17 protein-coding genes are annotated in these 17,072 nt (G+C 58.7%); 8 read left to right on the forward strand and 9 right to left on the reverse strand.

Going from position 1 to position 17,072, the window contains the following annotated elements:
- Positions 1-20: 20 nt before the first annotated feature.
- Positions 21-896 carry a hypothetical protein gene (locus tag ACOAP0_RS03155; protein ID WP_498391312.1) on the reverse strand — a complete coding sequence of 292 codons (876 nt, stop codon included), beginning with the start codon at positions 894-896 and terminating at the stop codon, positions 21-23.
- A 358-nt stretch (positions 897-1,254) separates the two neighbouring features.
- On the opposite strand from ACOAP0_RS03155, the gene ACOAP0_RS03160 reads away from it, so the two are divergent.
- Together ACOAP0_RS03160 and ACOAP0_RS03165 are read left to right on the forward strand one after the other, a co-directional pair.
- Positions 1,255-1,707 carry a DUF3617 domain-containing protein gene (locus ACOAP0_RS03160; RefSeq protein WP_498375622.1) on the forward strand — a complete coding sequence of 151 codons (453 nt, stop codon included), beginning with the start codon at positions 1,255-1,257 and terminating at the stop codon, positions 1,705-1,707.
- A 343-nt stretch (positions 1,708-2,050) separates the two neighbouring features.
- Entirely contained in the window at positions 2,051-2,479 is a 429-nt protein-coding gene (locus tag ACOAP0_RS03165; protein ID WP_498375621.1) for a hypothetical protein, read from the forward strand.
- Here the strand turns inward: ACOAP0_RS03165 and parC are convergent.
- From parC to ACOAP0_RS03180, 3 genes are all read right to left on the reverse strand, one after another.
- A complete protein-coding gene (gene parC / locus ACOAP0_RS03170; RefSeq protein WP_498375620.1) occupies positions 2,463-4,901 on the reverse strand; it encodes a DNA topoisomerase IV subunit A in 2,439 nt (812 codons plus the stop codon). The genes ACOAP0_RS03165 and parC overlap by 17 nt on opposite strands.
- Before the next feature lie 11 nt (positions 4,902-4,912).
- Positions 4,913-5,755 (reverse strand): lytic transglycosylase domain-containing protein, encoded by an 843-nt coding sequence (locus ACOAP0_RS03175; protein WP_498375619.1) that lies wholly within the window; start codon positions 5,753-5,755, stop codon positions 4,913-4,915.
- A 71-nt stretch (positions 5,756-5,826) separates the two neighbouring features.
- Positions 5,827-7,797 (reverse strand): DNA topoisomerase IV subunit B, encoded by a 1,971-nt coding sequence (locus ACOAP0_RS03180; protein ID WP_498375618.1) that lies wholly within the window; start codon positions 7,795-7,797, stop codon positions 5,827-5,829.
- A gap of 136 nt (positions 7,798-7,933) precedes the next feature.
- On the opposite strand from ACOAP0_RS03180, the gene ACOAP0_RS03185 reads away from it, so the two are divergent.
- From ACOAP0_RS03185 to bamC, 5 genes are all read left to right on the forward strand, one after another.
- The gene (locus ACOAP0_RS03185; RefSeq protein WP_498375616.1) at positions 7,934-9,148 is read left to right on the forward strand and encodes an MFS transporter; all 1,215 of its coding nucleotides are present in this window, start codon (positions 7,934-7,936) and stop codon (positions 9,146-9,148) included.
- Positions 9,149-9,290: 142 nt separating this feature from the next.
- Positions 9,291-10,115: an SDR family oxidoreductase gene (locus tag ACOAP0_RS03190; RefSeq protein WP_498375615.1), complete on the forward strand. Its 825-nt coding sequence runs from the start codon at positions 9,291-9,293 to the stop codon at positions 10,113-10,115.
- The gene (locus ACOAP0_RS03195) at positions 10,115-10,693 is read left to right on the forward strand and encodes a class I SAM-dependent methyltransferase (protein WP_498376106.1); all 579 of its coding nucleotides are present in this window, start codon (positions 10,115-10,117) and stop codon (positions 10,691-10,693) included. The genes ACOAP0_RS03190 and ACOAP0_RS03195 overlap by 1 nt, the downstream gene beginning before the upstream one ends.
- A gap of 33 nt (positions 10,694-10,726) precedes the next feature.
- Positions 10,727-11,623, forward strand: coding sequence for a 4-hydroxy-tetrahydrodipicolinate synthase (dapA, locus tag ACOAP0_RS03200; RefSeq protein ID WP_087494462.1), 897 nt, complete (start codon positions 10,727-10,729; stop codon positions 11,621-11,623).
- 27 nt (positions 11,624-11,650) lie between these two features.
- Positions 11,651-12,733: an NlpB/DapX family lipoprotein gene (gene bamC / locus ACOAP0_RS03205; RefSeq protein WP_087494463.1), complete on the forward strand. Its 1,083-nt coding sequence runs from the start codon at positions 11,651-11,653 to the stop codon at positions 12,731-12,733.
- Between the two features lie 79 nt (positions 12,734-12,812).
- Here bamC and ACOAP0_RS03210 read toward each other — a convergent pair whose 3' ends face one another.
- The 3 genes from ACOAP0_RS03210 to ACOAP0_RS03220 all read right to left on the reverse strand — a co-directional run bounded on the left by ACOAP0_RS03210 (position 12,813) and on the right by ACOAP0_RS03220 (position 14,780).
- Positions 12,813-13,007 carry a hypothetical protein gene (locus tag ACOAP0_RS03210; protein ID WP_087494464.1) on the reverse strand — a complete coding sequence of 65 codons (195 nt, stop codon included), beginning with the start codon at positions 13,005-13,007 and terminating at the stop codon, positions 12,813-12,815.
- A gap of 155 nt (positions 13,008-13,162) precedes the next feature.
- Complete coding sequence (locus ACOAP0_RS03215) at positions 13,163-13,663, reverse strand: hypothetical protein (RefSeq protein WP_498375614.1); 501 nt, start codon at positions 13,661-13,663, stop codon at positions 13,163-13,165.
- Positions 13,650-14,780: a JmjC domain-containing protein gene (locus tag ACOAP0_RS03220; RefSeq protein ID WP_498375613.1), complete on the reverse strand. Its 1,131-nt coding sequence runs from the start codon at positions 14,778-14,780 to the stop codon at positions 13,650-13,652. Before ACOAP0_RS03220 ends, ACOAP0_RS03215 begins: the two co-directional genes overlap by 14 nt.
- Positions 14,781-14,796: 16 nt before the next feature.
- Between ACOAP0_RS03220 and ACOAP0_RS03225 the strand changes: the two genes are divergently transcribed.
- A complete protein-coding gene (locus ACOAP0_RS03225) occupies positions 14,797-15,330 on the forward strand; it encodes an FKBP-type peptidyl-prolyl cis-trans isomerase (RefSeq protein ID WP_498376105.1) in 534 nt (177 codons plus the stop codon).
- Positions 15,331-15,335: 5 nt separating this feature from the next.
- Here ACOAP0_RS03225 and dut read toward each other — a convergent pair whose 3' ends face one another.
- Both dut and coaBC read right to left on the reverse strand, forming a co-directional pair.
- Complete coding sequence (dut, locus tag ACOAP0_RS03230) at positions 15,336-15,782, reverse strand: dUTP diphosphatase (RefSeq protein WP_481872926.1); 447 nt, start codon at positions 15,780-15,782, stop codon at positions 15,336-15,338.
- 9 nt (positions 15,783-15,791) lie between these two features.
- Positions 15,792-17,006: a bifunctional phosphopantothenoylcysteine decarboxylase/phosphopantothenate--cysteine ligase CoaBC gene (coaBC, locus tag ACOAP0_RS03235; protein WP_498375612.1), complete on the reverse strand. Its 1,215-nt coding sequence runs from the start codon at positions 17,004-17,006 to the stop codon at positions 15,792-15,794.
- Positions 17,007-17,072 lie beyond the last annotated feature (66 nt).

A 17,072-nucleotide genomic window follows, 5' to 3' on the forward strand; every position in this document is an offset into this window, starting at 1 on the left:
AATCAGGAGCGCTCGCGTTTTTACTTCTTGCCGCTGAACGTACCCGAAAAGTTGTATCCGGATCCGGAAACCGACCAGTTACCCGAAACCGTGGAGGCCCCGGCACTGATGGTTCCGCTGAATGACACAGTGACCGGATTCCCGCCCAATGTTCCGGGGTTGCTCGAACTGAATCCGCCGCCACTTGCAATGTTGCCGGTCATCACGGCGCCGCCAGTGTTCGATATCGTGCCGGAAGTAATTTGGCCGCCACTATTCACAGTGAACGTAAACGTGCCACTGCTTGACCCGCTGTAGTTGCCGTTATAGGTACCGGCCATGGCCGCCAACAACGTGCCTTGCAAGTGAGTTTGTGCGTTCGAGTCGCCTACTGCCGCATGGGTGCCTGAGGTGGATGCACCATTCAGTGCCGCATAGGCGTTCGTAACTGCCGTGTCTGAATCGTAGGCACTGCTAGTCTGGGCAAAATTGATGGTACGGCCGACTGCCGCTGAGTGAATACCGCTGGTGATTTGGATGCCGTTGGACGGATTATTGTCATCGTCCACCGTTTGCAAGAACTTGGCGATGTTGGTTACAGTAACGTTGGTTTCGTCCGTCGCACCGCTGATCAGCGTGACAGGGCTCATAAATGCTTGAGCCACAGCAGAGCCCAGCACCACATCACCGACTTTGAAGGTGACCGTATCGCCGGACTTGTAGGTGAAATGTCCTGACGCATCCGTCTTTGCAGCTACCCCGCCAATCACATAGGTCAAACCGGATACGGCACTGTCCGAGAAGACTCCGGTGAGGCTATTCGCCCCCCCTGCGGAACTCCCACCGCCCCCTCCACCGCATGCCGAAAGCAACGCAGCACAAGCAAAAGTTGCGGCACCAAAAGCCAACTTCATCATGATCTCCCTGTAAAAATTTGTGCCAGATCATAGCGGCGTAAGGTGGCGAAAAAAATTGCAAACAAATCAAAGTGATCGCTAAACGTGGCGTCAGGAAAGAACTGTGAAGGCACCACTATTCATTGGTCAGCAAGGCCTTACTGACCGTCAACATCCTCTTCTTGAAGGGCTTTTTACGTGCCAAAAATGTGACGGAAATTCTGTTCTTGAAATCAGGCGAGGCTTGTGGAATATGCGCGCGCAGCTCCTGAATCAGGAGCAAGTGTGAGCAGGCGTAAATCACCCGTTTGGGGGATAGGCACCCAAGCCCGCAGTCCATAGACTGCGGGCTTTCTTTTTGCCGGAAGTAATTGCACGCATGTCACGCATCGCCCCCACCGCCCTCGCCCTGCTCCTGGTGAGCACATTTGCCCACGCAGGTGACAACATCCGCCCCGACCCCGGCATGTGGGTGGGTGTCACCAAACTATCGGTCGACCGCACCAACTGGCGCACCATGAGCGACACACGGGGCTGCATGACCAAAGAAGATGCAACGGATTGGGAGAGCAATGCGCGCCAGCAAATTGCAGCTGCGCAATGCTCGGTACAAAGCTTGACCGTGAGCATGGGCAAGATCAGCGGCACCATCAGTTGCGCCAACGAAAACCAAGTGCAGATGAAAGTCGACGGCCGCTACGACAACCGGAGTTACGACATCGACCTCGTCTCCACCAGCACCATCATGATGCCCCCCGCAGCCGGTGGCCAGGCAGTTCCCGTGAAGCTGTACGGCAAATGGACAGGCCGGATGGTGGGAGTTTGTTCTTAGTGAAATAGGGCTCTAGCGCCCATGGAATTTGCGCGAGATGCTATTGATTCAGGAGCAGTCCGAGAATAGATGCATGCCGGATGCATGCCGGATGCATTCGCGCCATGAGCGACAAACACGCCGAAAACAGCGCAGGACACATGGCGTGCTCCCCGTGATAGCCTGAGACCTCTCAGACGTGTAGAGCAAGTTTCCCGCAGCTCTGCTTTGAAACACCGAAGCCAACACATCGACCGGGGCCAAGTGAAAAGAGCGGCGGGATTGCTGCGCTGCCCTCTGTCCTGTGTGGGCCAACGCACATACGCGCCCGACATAGGCTTACTAATATTGACTTCAATCAAGATTGGAGAACGATATGGCGAGAGCACAGAACACAAACGAGCTGTCGATGCAGGAAATTTTGAAGCAGGCGGAACTCGTTGCTTTGGATGTGGCGAGGGCCGAGGCCATTGTGGACCATGCACTTGAAGCCGCCGCGATGGCCATGGCAGCAAAAGGGAACGTTGGCACCCAAGAGGCGACTGAGTACGCCAAGCAAATTTTGCAAGTTGCGAGCAGCGCTGCGAAAAAAGTTCTGCAAGTGGCCAAGAAAGAAGCTCAGATTACGCTCGAGTTGGCCAGCAGCCTCGCCAAAGAACGCCTCGCACAGGAAGATCTCTCGCTGGCCGCGTCCGGAGCCACTTTCGGCATCGGAATGAATTCGTACAACTCAGCAAGCACTGCCACGCAGCCGGCTCTGCCGGCTGCTTCCCTCATCACTCCACGCGCGTAATCCGGTTCGGCTTGAAGCCCAAATCCGCCGCTTTACCTTTACGGCCACGGGCTGCGCGGGCGTTGTTGAGGCTGCGGATTTCCAGGGTTTCGTCGCGCTCTTTGCCACCGCGGCCGATACCGTCGATGCGGATGCTGCGGGTGTAGGCGGCAGCACCGGCCAGGGTGTCTTTGGCTTCCAGGTCAATCAGCATCAAGCCGCGTCCACCGTTGGCCATGGTCTTGAGTTCGGTGATCTCAAAGGTCAGGATGCGCCCGCCGGTTGACGCGCAGGCTACGTGGGTGGCTGGTGCCAACAACGTTGCCTGAGCACCCGCGGCACCGGGTGCGGTTGAACCTTCTTTGCCTGCGAACGTAACCTTGCCTTGCGCACCCGACACCACCGAGGGCGCGCACGGGGTTTCGCCCTCGCCCACACCGACAAAAGCCTTGCCGGCTTTCTGGCGCGAGGTCATGTTCTCTACGCTGGCAATAAACCCATAGCCGCCACTGCTGGAAAGCAGCAGCTGCGCGCTGGACGGGCCAGCAAAGTAGTACAGGATTTGCGTGCCGCCCTCCAACTCCAGCAGCGTGGTGACCGGTTGGCCATCACCCCGCCCGCCGGGCAGTGCTGACACCGGCACGGTGTAGATGCGCCCGTTGGAGCCGAACACCAAGAGCGTGTCCACCGTGCGGCACTCAAAAGTGCCATAAAGGCCGTCCCCTGCCTTGAAGGCAAAGGTAGACGCCTCATGGCCATGGCCGGTACGCGCACGCACCCAGCCTTTTTCAGACACCACCACCGTCACCGGCTCGTCCACCACCTTCACTTCGGCCACGGCCTTTTTCTCGGCCTGGATAAGTGTGCGGCGCGCGTCGGCAAACACTTTGGCGTCCGCCTCAATCTCTTTCACCATCAAGCGGCGCAGCGCGGCGGGGCTGCCCAGAATTTCTTCCAGCTTGCCTTGCTCGGTGCGCAGTTCTGACAGCTCTTGCTCGATCTTGATGGCTTCCAAGCGCGCCAATTGGCGCAGGCGGATTTCCAGAATGTCTTCAGCCTGGCGGTCGCTCAAGTTGAAGCGGGCAATCAGCGCAGCCTTGGGCTCGTCGCTGTTGCGGATGATGGCAATCACCTCGTCGATGTTGAGCAACACCGTCTGGCGGCCTTCCAGGATGTGGATGCGGTCCAGCACCTTGCCCAGGCGGTGGCGGCTGCGGCGCTCGATGGTGCTGGCGCGGAAGGCCACCCACTCCACCAACATCTGGCGCAGTGATTTTTGTACCGGCTTACCGTCCAGCCCCACCATAGTGAGGTTGATGGGCGACGAGGTTTCCAGGCTGGTGTGGGCCAATAGCGCGGTAATCAGCTCCTGCTGCTCCACCGTGCGGCTCTTGGGCTCAAACACCAAGCGCACCAAGGCGTCTTTGTTGGACTCATCACGCACTACGTCCAGCACACTGAGGATGCTGGCCTTGAGCTGGGTTTGCTCCTGGCTCAGGGCCTTTTTGCCGGCTTTGACCTTGGGGTTGGTGAGTTCTTCAATCTCTTCCAGCACGCGTTGGCTGCTCACGCCGGGCGGCAGCTCGGTGACCACCAGCTGCCATTGGCCGCGGGCCAGGTCTTCAATCTTCCAGCGGGCGCGCACCTTGAGGCTGCCGCGGCCGCTGCGGTAGGCATCGGCAATGTCGCTGGCGCTGCTGATGATCTGACCACCACCGGGGAAGTCCGGGCCGGGGATCAGGGTGAAAAGTTCGTCGTCCGACAGTTTGTCGTTCTTGATGAGCGCGACGCATGCGTCGGCCACTTCACGCAGGTTGTGGCTGGGGATCTCGGTGGCCAGGCCCACGGCAATGCCGCTGGCGCCGTTGAGCAGGCTGAACGGGAGGCGCGCAGGCAACTGCTTGGGCTCTTCGGTAGAGCCGTCGTAGTTGGGCTGAAAGTCCACCGTGCCTTGGTCGATTTCGTCCAGCAGCAACGTGGTGATTTTGGCTAGGCGGGCTTCGGTGTAGCGCATGGCAGCGGCACCGTCGCCGTCGCGGCTACCGAAGTTGCCTTGACCATCGACCAGCGGGTAGCGCTGCGAAAAGTCTTGCGCCATGCGCACCAAGGCGTCGTAGGCCGACTGGTCGCCGTGCGGATGAAAGCGGCCCAGTACGTCGCCCACCACGCGGGCACTCTTGACCGGCTTGGCACCGGCGTTGCCATTGGCGCCGCCAAAGCCCAGGCCCATGCGGCCCATGCTGTACAGAATGCGTCGCTGCACCGGCTTGAGTCCATCGCATACGTCGGGCAGGGCACGGCCCTTGACGACGGAGAGCGCGTATTCAAGGTAGGCGCGCTGGGCGTAAGTGGCCAGGTTCAGTTCGCCATCGTCGCCGGGCGGCACGGGACCTGTCGGTTCAGCGGGGTCGGGGATCAAATCAAGCGTGGTTTGGTCAGTCATGTTTCTTCAGTTCAGTCCACTGCAATCCGGGAATCTTCAGGGGCCACAGGCAGGGCCGGGGTGATCATGTTGCCGCGTCCGATTGCTCCACCAGGCATGGCGCCGGGTGCCAGCACATAGGCCGTGCGGGAGCCGGACAACACATAGCCGTCGCCGTAAGGGTTGAGCACCGGCTTGACGCCCACCACTTGCGGCACGGACGTACTGGTTGTGGCGGGTGGTTTGAGCGCGGCGTAGAGCTCCGTAACGGTGGCGACGTAGTTCTGGGTTTCTTTGAAATTAGGCACTTTGTTGCCCGCCTTTTGCACCGCGCCCTCGCCTGCGTTGTACGCCGCAAGTGCCAGATCGGTGCGGCCCGGGAACATGTCGAGCAACAAGCGCAGATAGCGCGCACCGATGCCGACGTTGATCTTGGGATCAGCCAGCTTTGCCTCCACCGACATCCAGCGGTCGCTGTCTACACCGAAGCGGCGTGCCGTATCGGGCATGACCTGCATGAGCCCGATAGCGCCTTTGGGCGACACGGCACTAGGCTCAAAGCCGGACTCGGTCGTCACCAACGCTTTGAGCAGCTCGTAATCCAGGCGGTACTTGCGGGCGGCCTCTTGCAACAAGGGCTGGGCTTTGCGGTAGCGCGGGGAATTGTCAAAAAACGCCGCCAGTTTGGGGGACAGCTCGGGCGCATCCGGCACCACGACCTGCGGGGCAGTGGCATCAGCGCCCGACTGCAGGCTACGGATAGAAGCGCGGAAAAACAGCGTGTAGCGCTCGTCCACTTGCTCGGTGGAAAGATACGTTTTACCCTGCGGATCCACATAGACCCACACATCGGCTTTGGCATCAAAAGTGGCCATAGCGCACATCCATAGTGCGCAAGCAGCTACTTTTTTCATAGCAAAACGGGACGCGGCAGCACGCAGGTGCATCAGACGTCGATCTCTACCGAGTCGCCGTGCAGCTCCATCAGCTCGCGGCGGGACGATGCCTCGCCCTTTCCCATGAGCTTGGTAATCAGCGCTTCGGTGTCTCCGAAGTTGATGGCACCCAGCATGACCGGCAACAGGCGGCGGGTGTCGGGGTTGAGCGTGGTGTCCCACAGCTGCTCGGCGTTCATCTCGCCCAGGCCTTTGAAGCGGCTGATGGACCAAGCGCCTTCACGCACACCCTCTTTGCGCAACTTGTCCAGGATGGCGGTGAGCTCGCCTTCGTCCAACGCGTAGGCCTTGCTCGCAGGCTTTTTGCCACGCGCTGGCGCATCCACCCGGAACAGCGGGGGGCGGGCCACATACACATGGCCGGTCTCGATCAGCTTGGGAAAATGGCGGAAAAACAGCGTGAGCAACAGCACCTGGATGTGCGAGCCGTCCACGTCGGCATCGCTCAAGATACAGACCTTGCCGTATCGCAAGCCGCTAAGATCGGGCGTGTCGTTGGGGCCATGCGGGTCTACCCCAATAGCGACCGAAATGTCGTGGATTTCGGTGTTAGCAAACAGGCGGTCGCGGTCCACCTCCCAGGTGTTAAGCACCTTGCCGCGCAGGGGAAGGATCGCTTGATTTTCTTTGTCGCGGCCCATTTTGGCGCTGCCACCGGCGGAATCGCCCTCGACCAGAAACACCTCGTTGTAGGCAATGTCGCGGCTCTCGCAGTCGGTAAGCTTGCCGGGCAGCACGGCTACACCGCTGCTCTTGCGCTTTTCGACCTTCTGACCGGCCTTCTGGCGGGTTTGGGCGGCTTTGATAGCCAGCTCGGCCAGCTTTTTGCCGTAGTCCACATGCTGGTTCAGCCACAGTTCCAGCGCGGGGCGCACAAAGCTGCTCACCAGACGCACCGCGTCGCGCGAGTTCAGGCGCTCCTTGATCTGACCTTGAAACTGCGGGTCCAGCACCTTGGCGCTCAGCACATAGCTGGCGCGGGCGAACACATCTTCGGGCATGAGCTTGACGCCCTTCGGCAGCAGGCTGTGGAACTCGATAAAGCTTTTGACGGCTTGGAACAAGCCATCGCGCAAGCCGCTTTCGTGCGTGCCGCCCGCGCTGGTGGGAATCAGGTTCACATAGCTTTCGCGGACCGGCGCGCCATCTTCGGTAAAGGCCACGCACCAGGTTGCGCCCTCGCCTTCGGCAAAGGTGTCGTTGTTGCCATCGGCAAAGCCTTCACCGTCAAACATGGGGATGACGGGGTCGGCGCTCAGGGTCTGGCCCAGATAGTCTTTCAGGCCACCCTTGTAGAGCCAGTTCTGGCTTTCCTTGGTCTTTTCATTCACCAGCGTCACGCTCACGCCGGGCATCAGCACCGCTTTGCTGCGCAGCAAGTGGGTCAGCTCGCCCATGGGCAGGACGGCGGATTCAAAATACTTGGCGTCCGGCCACACCCGCACGGTGGTGCCCTGTTTGCGGTCGCCGTCACCGGCCTTGCGCACTTGCAGGGCCTCGGTCACGTCGCCTCCTTCAAACACCAGATGAGCGACGGAACCTTCGCGGTAGCTGGTGGCTTCCAGGCGCTTGCCCAGCGCGTTGGTCACTGACACGCCCACGCCGTGCAAGCCGCCGGAGAAGCTGTAGGCGCCGCCCTTGCCTTTGTCGAACTTGCCGCCCGCATGCAAGCGGGTGAACACCAGCTCAATGACGGGTGCTTTTTCTTCCGGGTGCATGCCGAAAGGAATGCCGCGGCCATCGTCTTCCACGCTGACGGAGCCGTCCGCATGCAGGGTGACCTTGATTTTTTTGCCGTATCCGGCCAAGGCTTCGTCGGCAGCGTTGTCCAGCACTTCCTGGATGATGTGCAGGGGGTTGTCGGTGCGGGTGTACATGCCCGGGCGCTGTTTGACGGGCTCCAGGCCCTTGAGCACGCGGATCGACGATTCAGAATATTCGGGGGTGGGTTTGACAGCCATAGCGGCGGATTGTAGGGGAACTGCGGCAATCCACTGTATATGCATACATGCAAATACCGATTTTTAGAACCAAGACAGGGGCGCTCTGTGTCCCGCCCGCTGCAAACGATCCGCCGAAACTGGCTACATTTGCAGGATGAGCTCTTCCCCTAAAACCCTCTCCATGTCCCAGGTACTGGTGTGCGGCGCCACCATCGTGACGCTGTCCATGGGCAGCCGTCACGGTTTCGGCCTCTGGCTGCAGCCTATCACCCAGGCCCAGGGCTGGACGCGCGAGACTTTTGCTTTTGCCATCGCTATCCAGAACCTGGCGTGGGGCTTGAGCGGCATTTTTGCGGGCATGGCCGCCGACCGGTTCGGGGCATTCCGGGTGATCATCATCGGGGCGCTGTTGTACGCGCTGGGCTTGTGCGGCATGGCATTGACCACTACCCCATTGATGTTCACCTTGGCTACCGGCGCCCTGATCGGCATGGCGCAAGCGGGCACGACCTATGCCGTGATTTACGGCGTGATCGGCCGCAATGTGCCAGCAGAGAAGCGTTCCTGGGCCATGGGGGTCGCAGCGGCAGCAGGCTCGTTCGGCCAATTTTTGATGGTACCGACGGAAGGCTTTTTGATCAGCCACTTTGGCTGGCAGCAGGCCTTGCTGGCCTTGGCGGCAGCCACTCTGCTGATGATTCCGCTGGCGCGCGGGCTGAAAGAGCCCGCCTTCGGCGGAGCTTCAGCCCCGGCGCGTCAGCAAAGCATTGTCCAAGCGCTGCGCGAGGCCTTCAAGTACCCGAGCTTTCAGTTGCTGATGGCAGGTTACTTTGTATGCGGCTTCCAAGTGGTGTTTATCGGAGTGCACATGCCCAGCTACCTGAAAGACAAAGGCTTGTCACCCCAGGTCGCGAGCTATGCCTTGGCGTTGATCGGCCTTTTTAATGTGTTCGGCACTTATGCAGCAGGTGTGCTGGGCCAGAAGCTGCCGAAGAAGTACATCCTGGCATTTATCTACTTCGCGCGGGCGGTAGCCATCAGCCTGTTTTTGCTGGTGCCGCTGTCCCCCATGAGTGTGTATGTGTTTGCTTCTGTCATGGGGGTGCTGTGGCTGTCCACCATTCCACCCACCAATGCAACCATTGCCCAGATTTTCGGTGTGGCGCATTTGTCCATGCTGGGAGGATTCGTATTCTTCAGCCACCAGATCGGATCCTTCATGGGCGTGTGGCTGGGTGGCTACCTGTATGACCGCACCGGAAGTTATGACATCGTCTGGTACATCGCCATCGCACTGGGCGTGGCCGCTGCACTGGTAAATCTGCCGGTGCGTGAAGCGCCCATTACCCGCACTCCTCAAGCCGCTTGAAACCAACCTCCATGCTCAAAAAAACTGCGATCACACTGGCCTTGTGCGTGCTGCTGACCGCTGTTTTCACCTTGTACGCCCAACCTGATTTCATGGTGCAGATGGCCAATCAGCTTTGGGCCTGCTTTTGAGTTTTCCTGCTATGACCAAAAACATCCCTGTCACCATCATTACCGGCGCTTCTGAGGGCATAGGTGCCGAGCTCGCGCGTCAACTGGCTACACGCTACGGCGCTGAAATGAACCTCGTGTTGGCCGCCCGCAAACGCGAGCGTTTGGACGCGGTGGCAGATGCTTGTCGCGCCAAGGGAAGTGAAGTTCTGGTGGTGCCCACGGATGTGTCGATCGAAGCACAATGCCGCAGCCTGGTTCAAGCCACGATTGATGCTTTCGGGCGCATTGACACCTTGGTCAACAACGCGGGCGTCTCTGCCCAAGCGCTGTTTCAGGATGTTGATGCCCAAGACCTGCATTGGTATGAAGACCTCATGCGTATCAACCTGTGGGGCAGCGTGTGGTGCACCCACGCTGCGCTGCCGCACATCAAGCAAACCCAAGGGCGCATCGTCGCGGTGTCGTCACTTGCGGGTCTGATCGGCGTGCCCGGGCGCACGGCTTACAGCGCCTCCAAATTTGCGATGACAGGCTTTTTCGAAGCTTTGCGTGCAGAGCTCAAACCTTCCGGCGTCAGCGTGACCACGGCTTTCCCCGGCGTGGTGTTGACTGACATCCGTGCGCACGGACTGAATGCCAAGGGCGAAGTAGCCGGATCCAGTGGCCTCAAGGAAGACAAAGCCATGACCGTTTCCGAGTGCGCCTACCTGATAGCCACAGCTATGCAAAAGCGCCAACATGAAGTAGTCATGACGGCCCAAGGCAAGCTGGGGCGTTTTTTGAAGCTTCTGCTTCCGGGTGTGGTGGAAAACATGGCTATGGCAGCGCTGAAAGATGAAGTGAAACCCAAGTGATGCACAAACCGCATAAGCAAGTGTCCGCGCCATCGCCGTGGATTCAGCGCTGGAGCCACCTCATTCCCTCGGGCACTTCGGTTTTGGACGTTGCCTGCGGGAGCGGCCGCCATTTGGAATGGTTTGCGAGGCTCGGTTGCAAAGTGACGGGGGTCGATAGAGACTTAAGCGGCGCGCGCCAATTGGTGCCACTTGCCAGACTGATAGAAGCTGACATTGAGAACGGGCTGTGGCCGCTTGCTAGAGATGGAGCTTCCGAACCTGAACTGTTCGATGCCGTTGTAGTGACCAATTACTTGTGGCGTCCTTTGATGGGTACACTGATGGCCAGCCTCGCTCCGGGCGGTGTTCTGCTTTATGAGACATTTGCCGCCGGCAACGAAACGGTGGGGCGCCCGGCCCGGCCCGACTTTCTGCTGAAAAACGGAGAGTTGTTAGACATGTGCAAAGACTTGCACATCGTGGCGTATGAAAACGGTTTTGTGGATCAGCCCGACCGATTCGTTCAGCGCATTGCGGCCCTGCGCAACTTTACCCCCGGTGCACACAGTGACGCTCCGGCGCGTTATGCACTCTAGTTAAAATGTTTGTTTACTGATTCAACACTCGACATGAACGCTTCTAAAGGTCCAATCCGGGGCAGCATCGTAGCCCTTATCACTCCGATGCTTGATGACGGCTCCGTGGATTACCCCGCGCTGCGCAAACTCATCGATTGGCATATCGCCGAAGGCACCGACTGCATCGGCGTGGTGGGTACGACGGGTGAATCCCCCACTGTCAGTGTTGAAGAACATTGCGAAATCATCCGCGTGTCCGTCGAGCAATCCGCGGGTCGCGTACCGATCATGGCAGGTTGCGGCGGCAACTCCACCCGCGAGGCAATCGCCTTGGCGAAATTTGCAAAACAGGTGGGCGCCGATTGCCAACTGCAAGTCGTGCCTTACTACAACAAGCCTACGCAAGAGGGCCAATACCAGCACTTCAAGGCCATTGCTGAAGCCACCGGCGATTTGCCTATCGTGCTCTACAACGTACCCGGGCGCTCTGTGGCCGATATGGCCCACGATACCGTGTTGCGTTTGACACAGGTGCCAGGCATTGTGGGCATCAAGGAGGCCACCGGCAATATCGAACGGGCGCAATGGTTGATCAAGGACGCCCCCAAAGAGTTCTCCATCTACAGCGGTGATGACCCGACTGCGGTGGCATTGATGCTGTGCGGTGGACATGGCAATGTGAGCGTCACTGCGAACGTGGCGCCCCGCCTCATGCATGAGTTGTGTGTGGCAGCTATTGCCGGCGATGTGGCCCGCGCGATGGAAATTCAAATGAAACTTTTGCCCGTGCACAAGGCTCTATTCGTTGAGTCCAACCCGATCCCGGTGAAATGGGCTGTGTCGCGCATGGGCCTGAGCAAGCCTGCGTTACGTTTGCCCTTGACGCCTTTGACGGACGCGAGCCAACCGGTTCTTGAGCGTGCCCTGCAGTCCGCCGGACTGATCTGAGCTCCTGACCCTTTTTTGAGGAAATCCGTGAATTCCATTTCTAAAGTGATTTTGCTAGGCGCGACCTTGGCCCTTGGGGCCTGTTCTGCGCTCGAAACTGACAAAGTGGATTACCGATCCGCGGCCAAGGCTCCCAAGCTGGACGTGCCACCGGACTTGACCCAACTCAGCAAGGAAACGCCTTACACCGTAGTGGGCGGCGCAGTATCTGCCAATGCGTCCAAAGCGGGGCAGGTTGAGACATCCAAGGCTGTAATCGCCGCGGTCGCAGTGGGTGACGTGCGCATTGAGCGTGCCGGCAACCAGCGTTGGCTTGTTGTGAACCGCCCAGCGGAGAAGCTATGGGAACCGGTCAAGGACTTCTGGCAGGAAAACGGATTTTTGCTGGCGATGGACCAGGACAAGCTGGGCATCATGGAAACCGACTGGGCGGAAAACCGGGCCAAGATTCCACAAGACTTCATCCGAGCCTCTTTGGGCAAACTGCTGGATTCGTTCTACTCCACCCCGGAACGGGACAAGTTCCGTACACGCCTGGAGCGGGACGCAAATGGAAATACAGAAATTTTCATCAGCCACCGTGGCATGGCCGAGGTTTACACGGCTGACCGCACCAACCAGACAGTGTGGCAGCCACGCCCAGCAGACCCTGAACTGGAAGCTGAATTTCTCCGCCGTCTGATGGTGAAACTGGGAGTTTCTCAAGAGCAGTCCAAAGCTTTGGTTGCGAACAGCACTCCGAAACCCGTGGCCGTGGTGGGGAATGTGAATGGGCAACCCGTAGTGCAATTGGAAGAAGGGTTCGACCGCGCATGGCGCCGCACGGGTCTGGCATTGGATCGGACTGGTTTCACGGTGGAAGACCGGGATCGCAAACAAGGCATCTACTTTGTGCGGTACCAGAATCTGACCTCAGAGAACTCCGAGCCTGGATTCTTTAGCAAAATGTTCAGTGGCTCCAAAAAAGCCAATGAAGCTACCAAGTACCGCATTGCAGTGCGCAGCGTGGGGGAGAAATCCACCGTCAGCGTACTGGATGCCGATGGCAATGCAGAGAGCTCTGCAACAGCTCAACGCATCGTCAAAGTGATTGCGGACGACATCAAGTAAATTTTTACATCACCTTGGCGGGTGATGCGGGGACGAAAAAAAACCACCTTGCGGTGGTTTTTTTTCGTCTGCAAGCAGATTACTGCTTGGCTGGCTCGGAAGCAGCAGCTGCGGGAGCAGCAGGAGCAGATGCGTCAGCAGCAGGAGCGGAAGCAGCGGCGGCAGGAGCTTCAACAGCAGCAGGAGCGGCAGCAGGAGCAGCTTCTTCTTTTTTACCGCAAGCAGCCAGGGCAGCAGCAGCGATCAAAGCTGCCAAAACGAGAGACTTGTTCATTTTTAAAGACTTCAGTGAGTTAACGAAACAATTTCCGGAAATTGTCTGGATGGCAAGCCACCCAGCCCTGACGAAAAGCATTCGGTCTCTTTCCACCAGAGCTTGAAATTATACAAGACCCAAAACAGTGCATTCGGGTAAACCCTCTTGAAGCCCTAGAGACCCAATGTTGTTGCAGGAAATCCGGGCGAGCTTTGGCGTCTGCACTCGTCTAACAGTTCTGTTAATTCGACACGCACGCGAGGCTCGTTACCGAATACGCCGATAGATCGGGTGAGTTCGCGTCTATGCAAAAACCACTCAGGCCCCACCAATGCACTGGGCATTTCACTGTCGTCCAGATGCTTCACCACACGGCAATCCACTAGGTGGCTCCAGGTACCACGCCATTGAACAAAACGGGGATGGAGCAGCGTGACTTGGTTGTAACGCTTAGCGAGCATGGTGAGTTTGCGACCCGGCCCGGCCCAAGCATTCAAGGCCTCGACGACCGCCTTTTCACGCAAAGGCCAGTCTTCAAAGTTGACATCACTCCACACCATGTGTGGCCATTTCTGGGCAGCTGCAACCGCCATGGAATCGCGGAAGCGCTGGGCAAACTCCGTGGGGCCGGAAAAAGTGCCTGCGCTCAACACAGGAGGCTCATTGGTCGACATGTAACCAGCCCGCATCACACCAGTCTTGCACAAGGTCCCGTGCGCCCTCACTCAGACGTTGAACCTCTTTGGCTTCCAAGTAACGCTGATCGGCCAGCCGCTTAATCAACTGCGCATCCCGTCCTGAGGCGTTGAAGCTTTCGCCATTGATGAAGACGTGATGCTCGTCGTAGAGCATGCGTGTCCGGCGATCCAAGCGGATAGCGCCATCAACATCCTGGCCCTCTCCATCAAACCAGACATTCGCTTTGGGCTCACTCAGATACTCTCCCAAAGCACGTGCAACTGCCTTGGGGTCTTTGAGAGCGGCGTGCACCGCGGACTGGGCGAACTCCAGCATGGCTGGAGGTAGAGCCGCATGCGCTTTTACTGCTGATTGCTTGGGATCGGCATACAAGGTCGCTGGCAACTCATCCAGAGCCTGCTCCGCAAGTCGCTGCAAAACTTCCTGCGCCAACTCAGACTGCGAGGGGGAACGGAAGCCGATGGAATAAGTCATGCACTCGCCTTCAGCGATACCGTCGTGGGCATATTTCGGCGGGAGATACAGCATGTCGCCGGGCTCGAGCACAAACTCCTCTTCAGGCTCAAAGTTGGCAAGAATTTTGAGGGGCATGTCCGGCTTCAGGGACAAGTCTTTCTGGCGACCGATGCGCCAGCGGCGCCGCCCATGCGCCTGCAAGAGAAACACGTCGTAGCTGTCAAAGTGAGGGCCCACGCCGCCCTGGTCAGTGGCATAGCTGATCATGAGGTCGTCGAGGCGCGCGTCCGGCACGAAGCGGAATTGGTTGATCAAGCTGTGCACCCGTTCGTCATGCATGTCCACGCCCTGCACCAGCAAGGTCCAGCCTACTTGCTTAAAAGGTGGCAAGGCTTTGCGTGCAAACGGTCCGTGCTTGAACTTCCATCCTGCGCCTTTGCCCGAAGCATCCTGCACCACCAGACGCGATTCCACGTCTTCTTGTGCCGCCATCTCCAGCAACTCGATGCGTTCCAACAAAGGTGCAAACCCGGGAATGGCCTGCCGGATCACCAAAGGCTTTTTGTGCCAATAGCGTTGCATGAAGGTTTCCGGGCTGATGCCGCCCAGCAGCTGGAGAGGAGTTTGAATGTTCATGGGACAATTCTCGCCTATGGAAATCACCACACAATGCGTCGTTGCCCTGACATGGACGCTGAAAGACACTTTGGGCGAAGAGCTGGACGTTTTGGACGAGCCGGTCGAGTTTTTGTTGGGCGGCAGTGACTTGCTGCCCTCGATTGAAGCCGCCTTGCAAGGCCATGTGGCTGGCGACAAGGTGCATTTGCAGATTGAACCGGACCAGGCGTTTGGCGACTTCAATGACCAGCTGATCTTTCTCGAGCCACGCACCCTGTTCCCGGCCGACCTGCAAGAGGGCCTGACCATGGAAGGCTATGCCTTGCCTGAAGGCTGCAACCCGGACGCGCCCAGAGACGCGCTTTACACCATCACCGACATCTACCCTGAGCACGTGGTGTTGGACGGCAATCACCCTCTAGCTGGCATTGCGATTCGCATCCAGATGAAGGTGGAGTCAGTGCGCGAAGCGACGGAGGAAGAAATCGGCTCCGGCACCCTCGGTACTGGTTTTTTCCGCATCCAACCCTTGCACGAGCAAGGGCCCGGGAGCGGACACCTGCACTGAGCCGATCAAGCTTTTCCGGTAGAGCCGTAGCCACCTTCCCCGCGTTGTGACGCGGGGAACTCGGTGACAACATTGAATTGGGCTTGCACCACCGGAACAATCATCAGCTGTGCGATCCGCTCCATCGGCTCGATAGTGAACGGGACCTCACTGCGGTTCCAGGCACTCACCATCAGCTGCCCCTGGTAATCGCTGTCGATCAGACCCACCAAGTTACCTAACACAATGCCATGTTTGTGCCCCAAGCCGGAGCGCGGCAGGATCAAAGCGGCGTAAGCTGGGTCTTCGAGGTAGATGGCCATGCCGGTGGGCACCAGTTGCCACGCATTGGGCGCCAAGGTGAGCGGCGCATCCAGGCAAGCGCGCAGGTCCAGGCCAGCGCTGCCCGGCGTGGCGTAGGTGGGCAGATTGTTGGTCAGGCGGGGATCAATGATCTTGACGTCGATTTTCATGAAACTCTTTCAATAAGAATGCAAGCGCTTGGCGATCTCGGCCACCAATTGGCGCGCGAGTTGAAGCTTGGTATCGCGAGGGATTTCGGTGGCGCCTTGGGTGTCCACCAACAGCAGGGCATTGTCGTCTTGGCCGAAGGTTGCGGGTCCGATGTTACCCACCAGCAGAGGCACTTTTTTACGGAGCCGCTTGGCTGTCGCGTGAGCCAATAGATCATGACTTTCGGCCGCGAAACCCACGCAGAATAACTTCCCCTCGATCGCACGCGGGCTGGATGCCACTTCTGCCAAGATGTCCGGGTTCTCCACAAACTCCAGCTGCGGGGTCGCGCCGCTGCCGTCCTTTTTGAGCTTTTGATCTGCCGCAGTCGCGGGACGCCAGTCCGCCACCGCCGCCGTTGCTATAAAAACAGTAGCTGCTCGCGCACATTCCATGGTCGCTGCATGCATATCTAATGCAGATTTCACATCCATACGGGCTACACCTCGTGGTGTAGGTAAAGACACCGGACCGGCGATCAAGGTCACTTCCGCTCCCGCCTCCTGCGCGGCACGTGCAATCGCAAAGCCCATCTTTCCGCTGGAAAGGTTGGTGATTCCACGCACAGGGTCAATCGCTTCAAAGGTAGGACCAGCAGTGACCACCACTTTCTGCCCCACCAGCAATTTGGGCTGAAAAAATGCAATGACTTCCTGCAACAGCTCCTCAGACTCCAGCATGCGCCCGTCGCCCGTCTCGCCGCAGGCCTGGTCACCGTTCCCAACACCCAACACATGGGTGCCATCTGCCCGCAACTGCGATAGATTGCGCTGAGTCGCTGGGTGGGCCCACATCTCGCGGTTCATGGCGGGTGCAATCAGCAGGGGCACCGTTTCGATGGGGCGCGCAAGGCACATCAGGCTGAGAAGGTCGTCGGCACGGCCATGCAACAACTTCGCCATGAAATCGGCGCTGCAGGGCGCGATCAGAATGGCATCAGCTTCCCGACTCAGGTTGATATGCGGCATGTTGTTCCGCTCACGCGCATCCCACTGGGAGTCGTACACCGTGCGGTTACTCAGGGCCTGCATGGTCACAGGGGTAATGAATTGTGCGGCTGCTTCTGTCATGACCACCTGCACCGTAGCGCCTTGCTTGATCAATGCGCGGCAGAGCTCGGCTGCTTTGTAGCAGGCTATTCCACCTGTCAAACCCAGAACAATGTGCTTACCGGAAAGGTCCATGTCGTACTCATTTCGTGATGACGGCAAGCACGATGGTGCCACCGCAGACCGCCGCAATGTAGCAGA

It is taken from the genome of Curvibacter sp. Hmag1.1, from assembly GCF_059769165.1.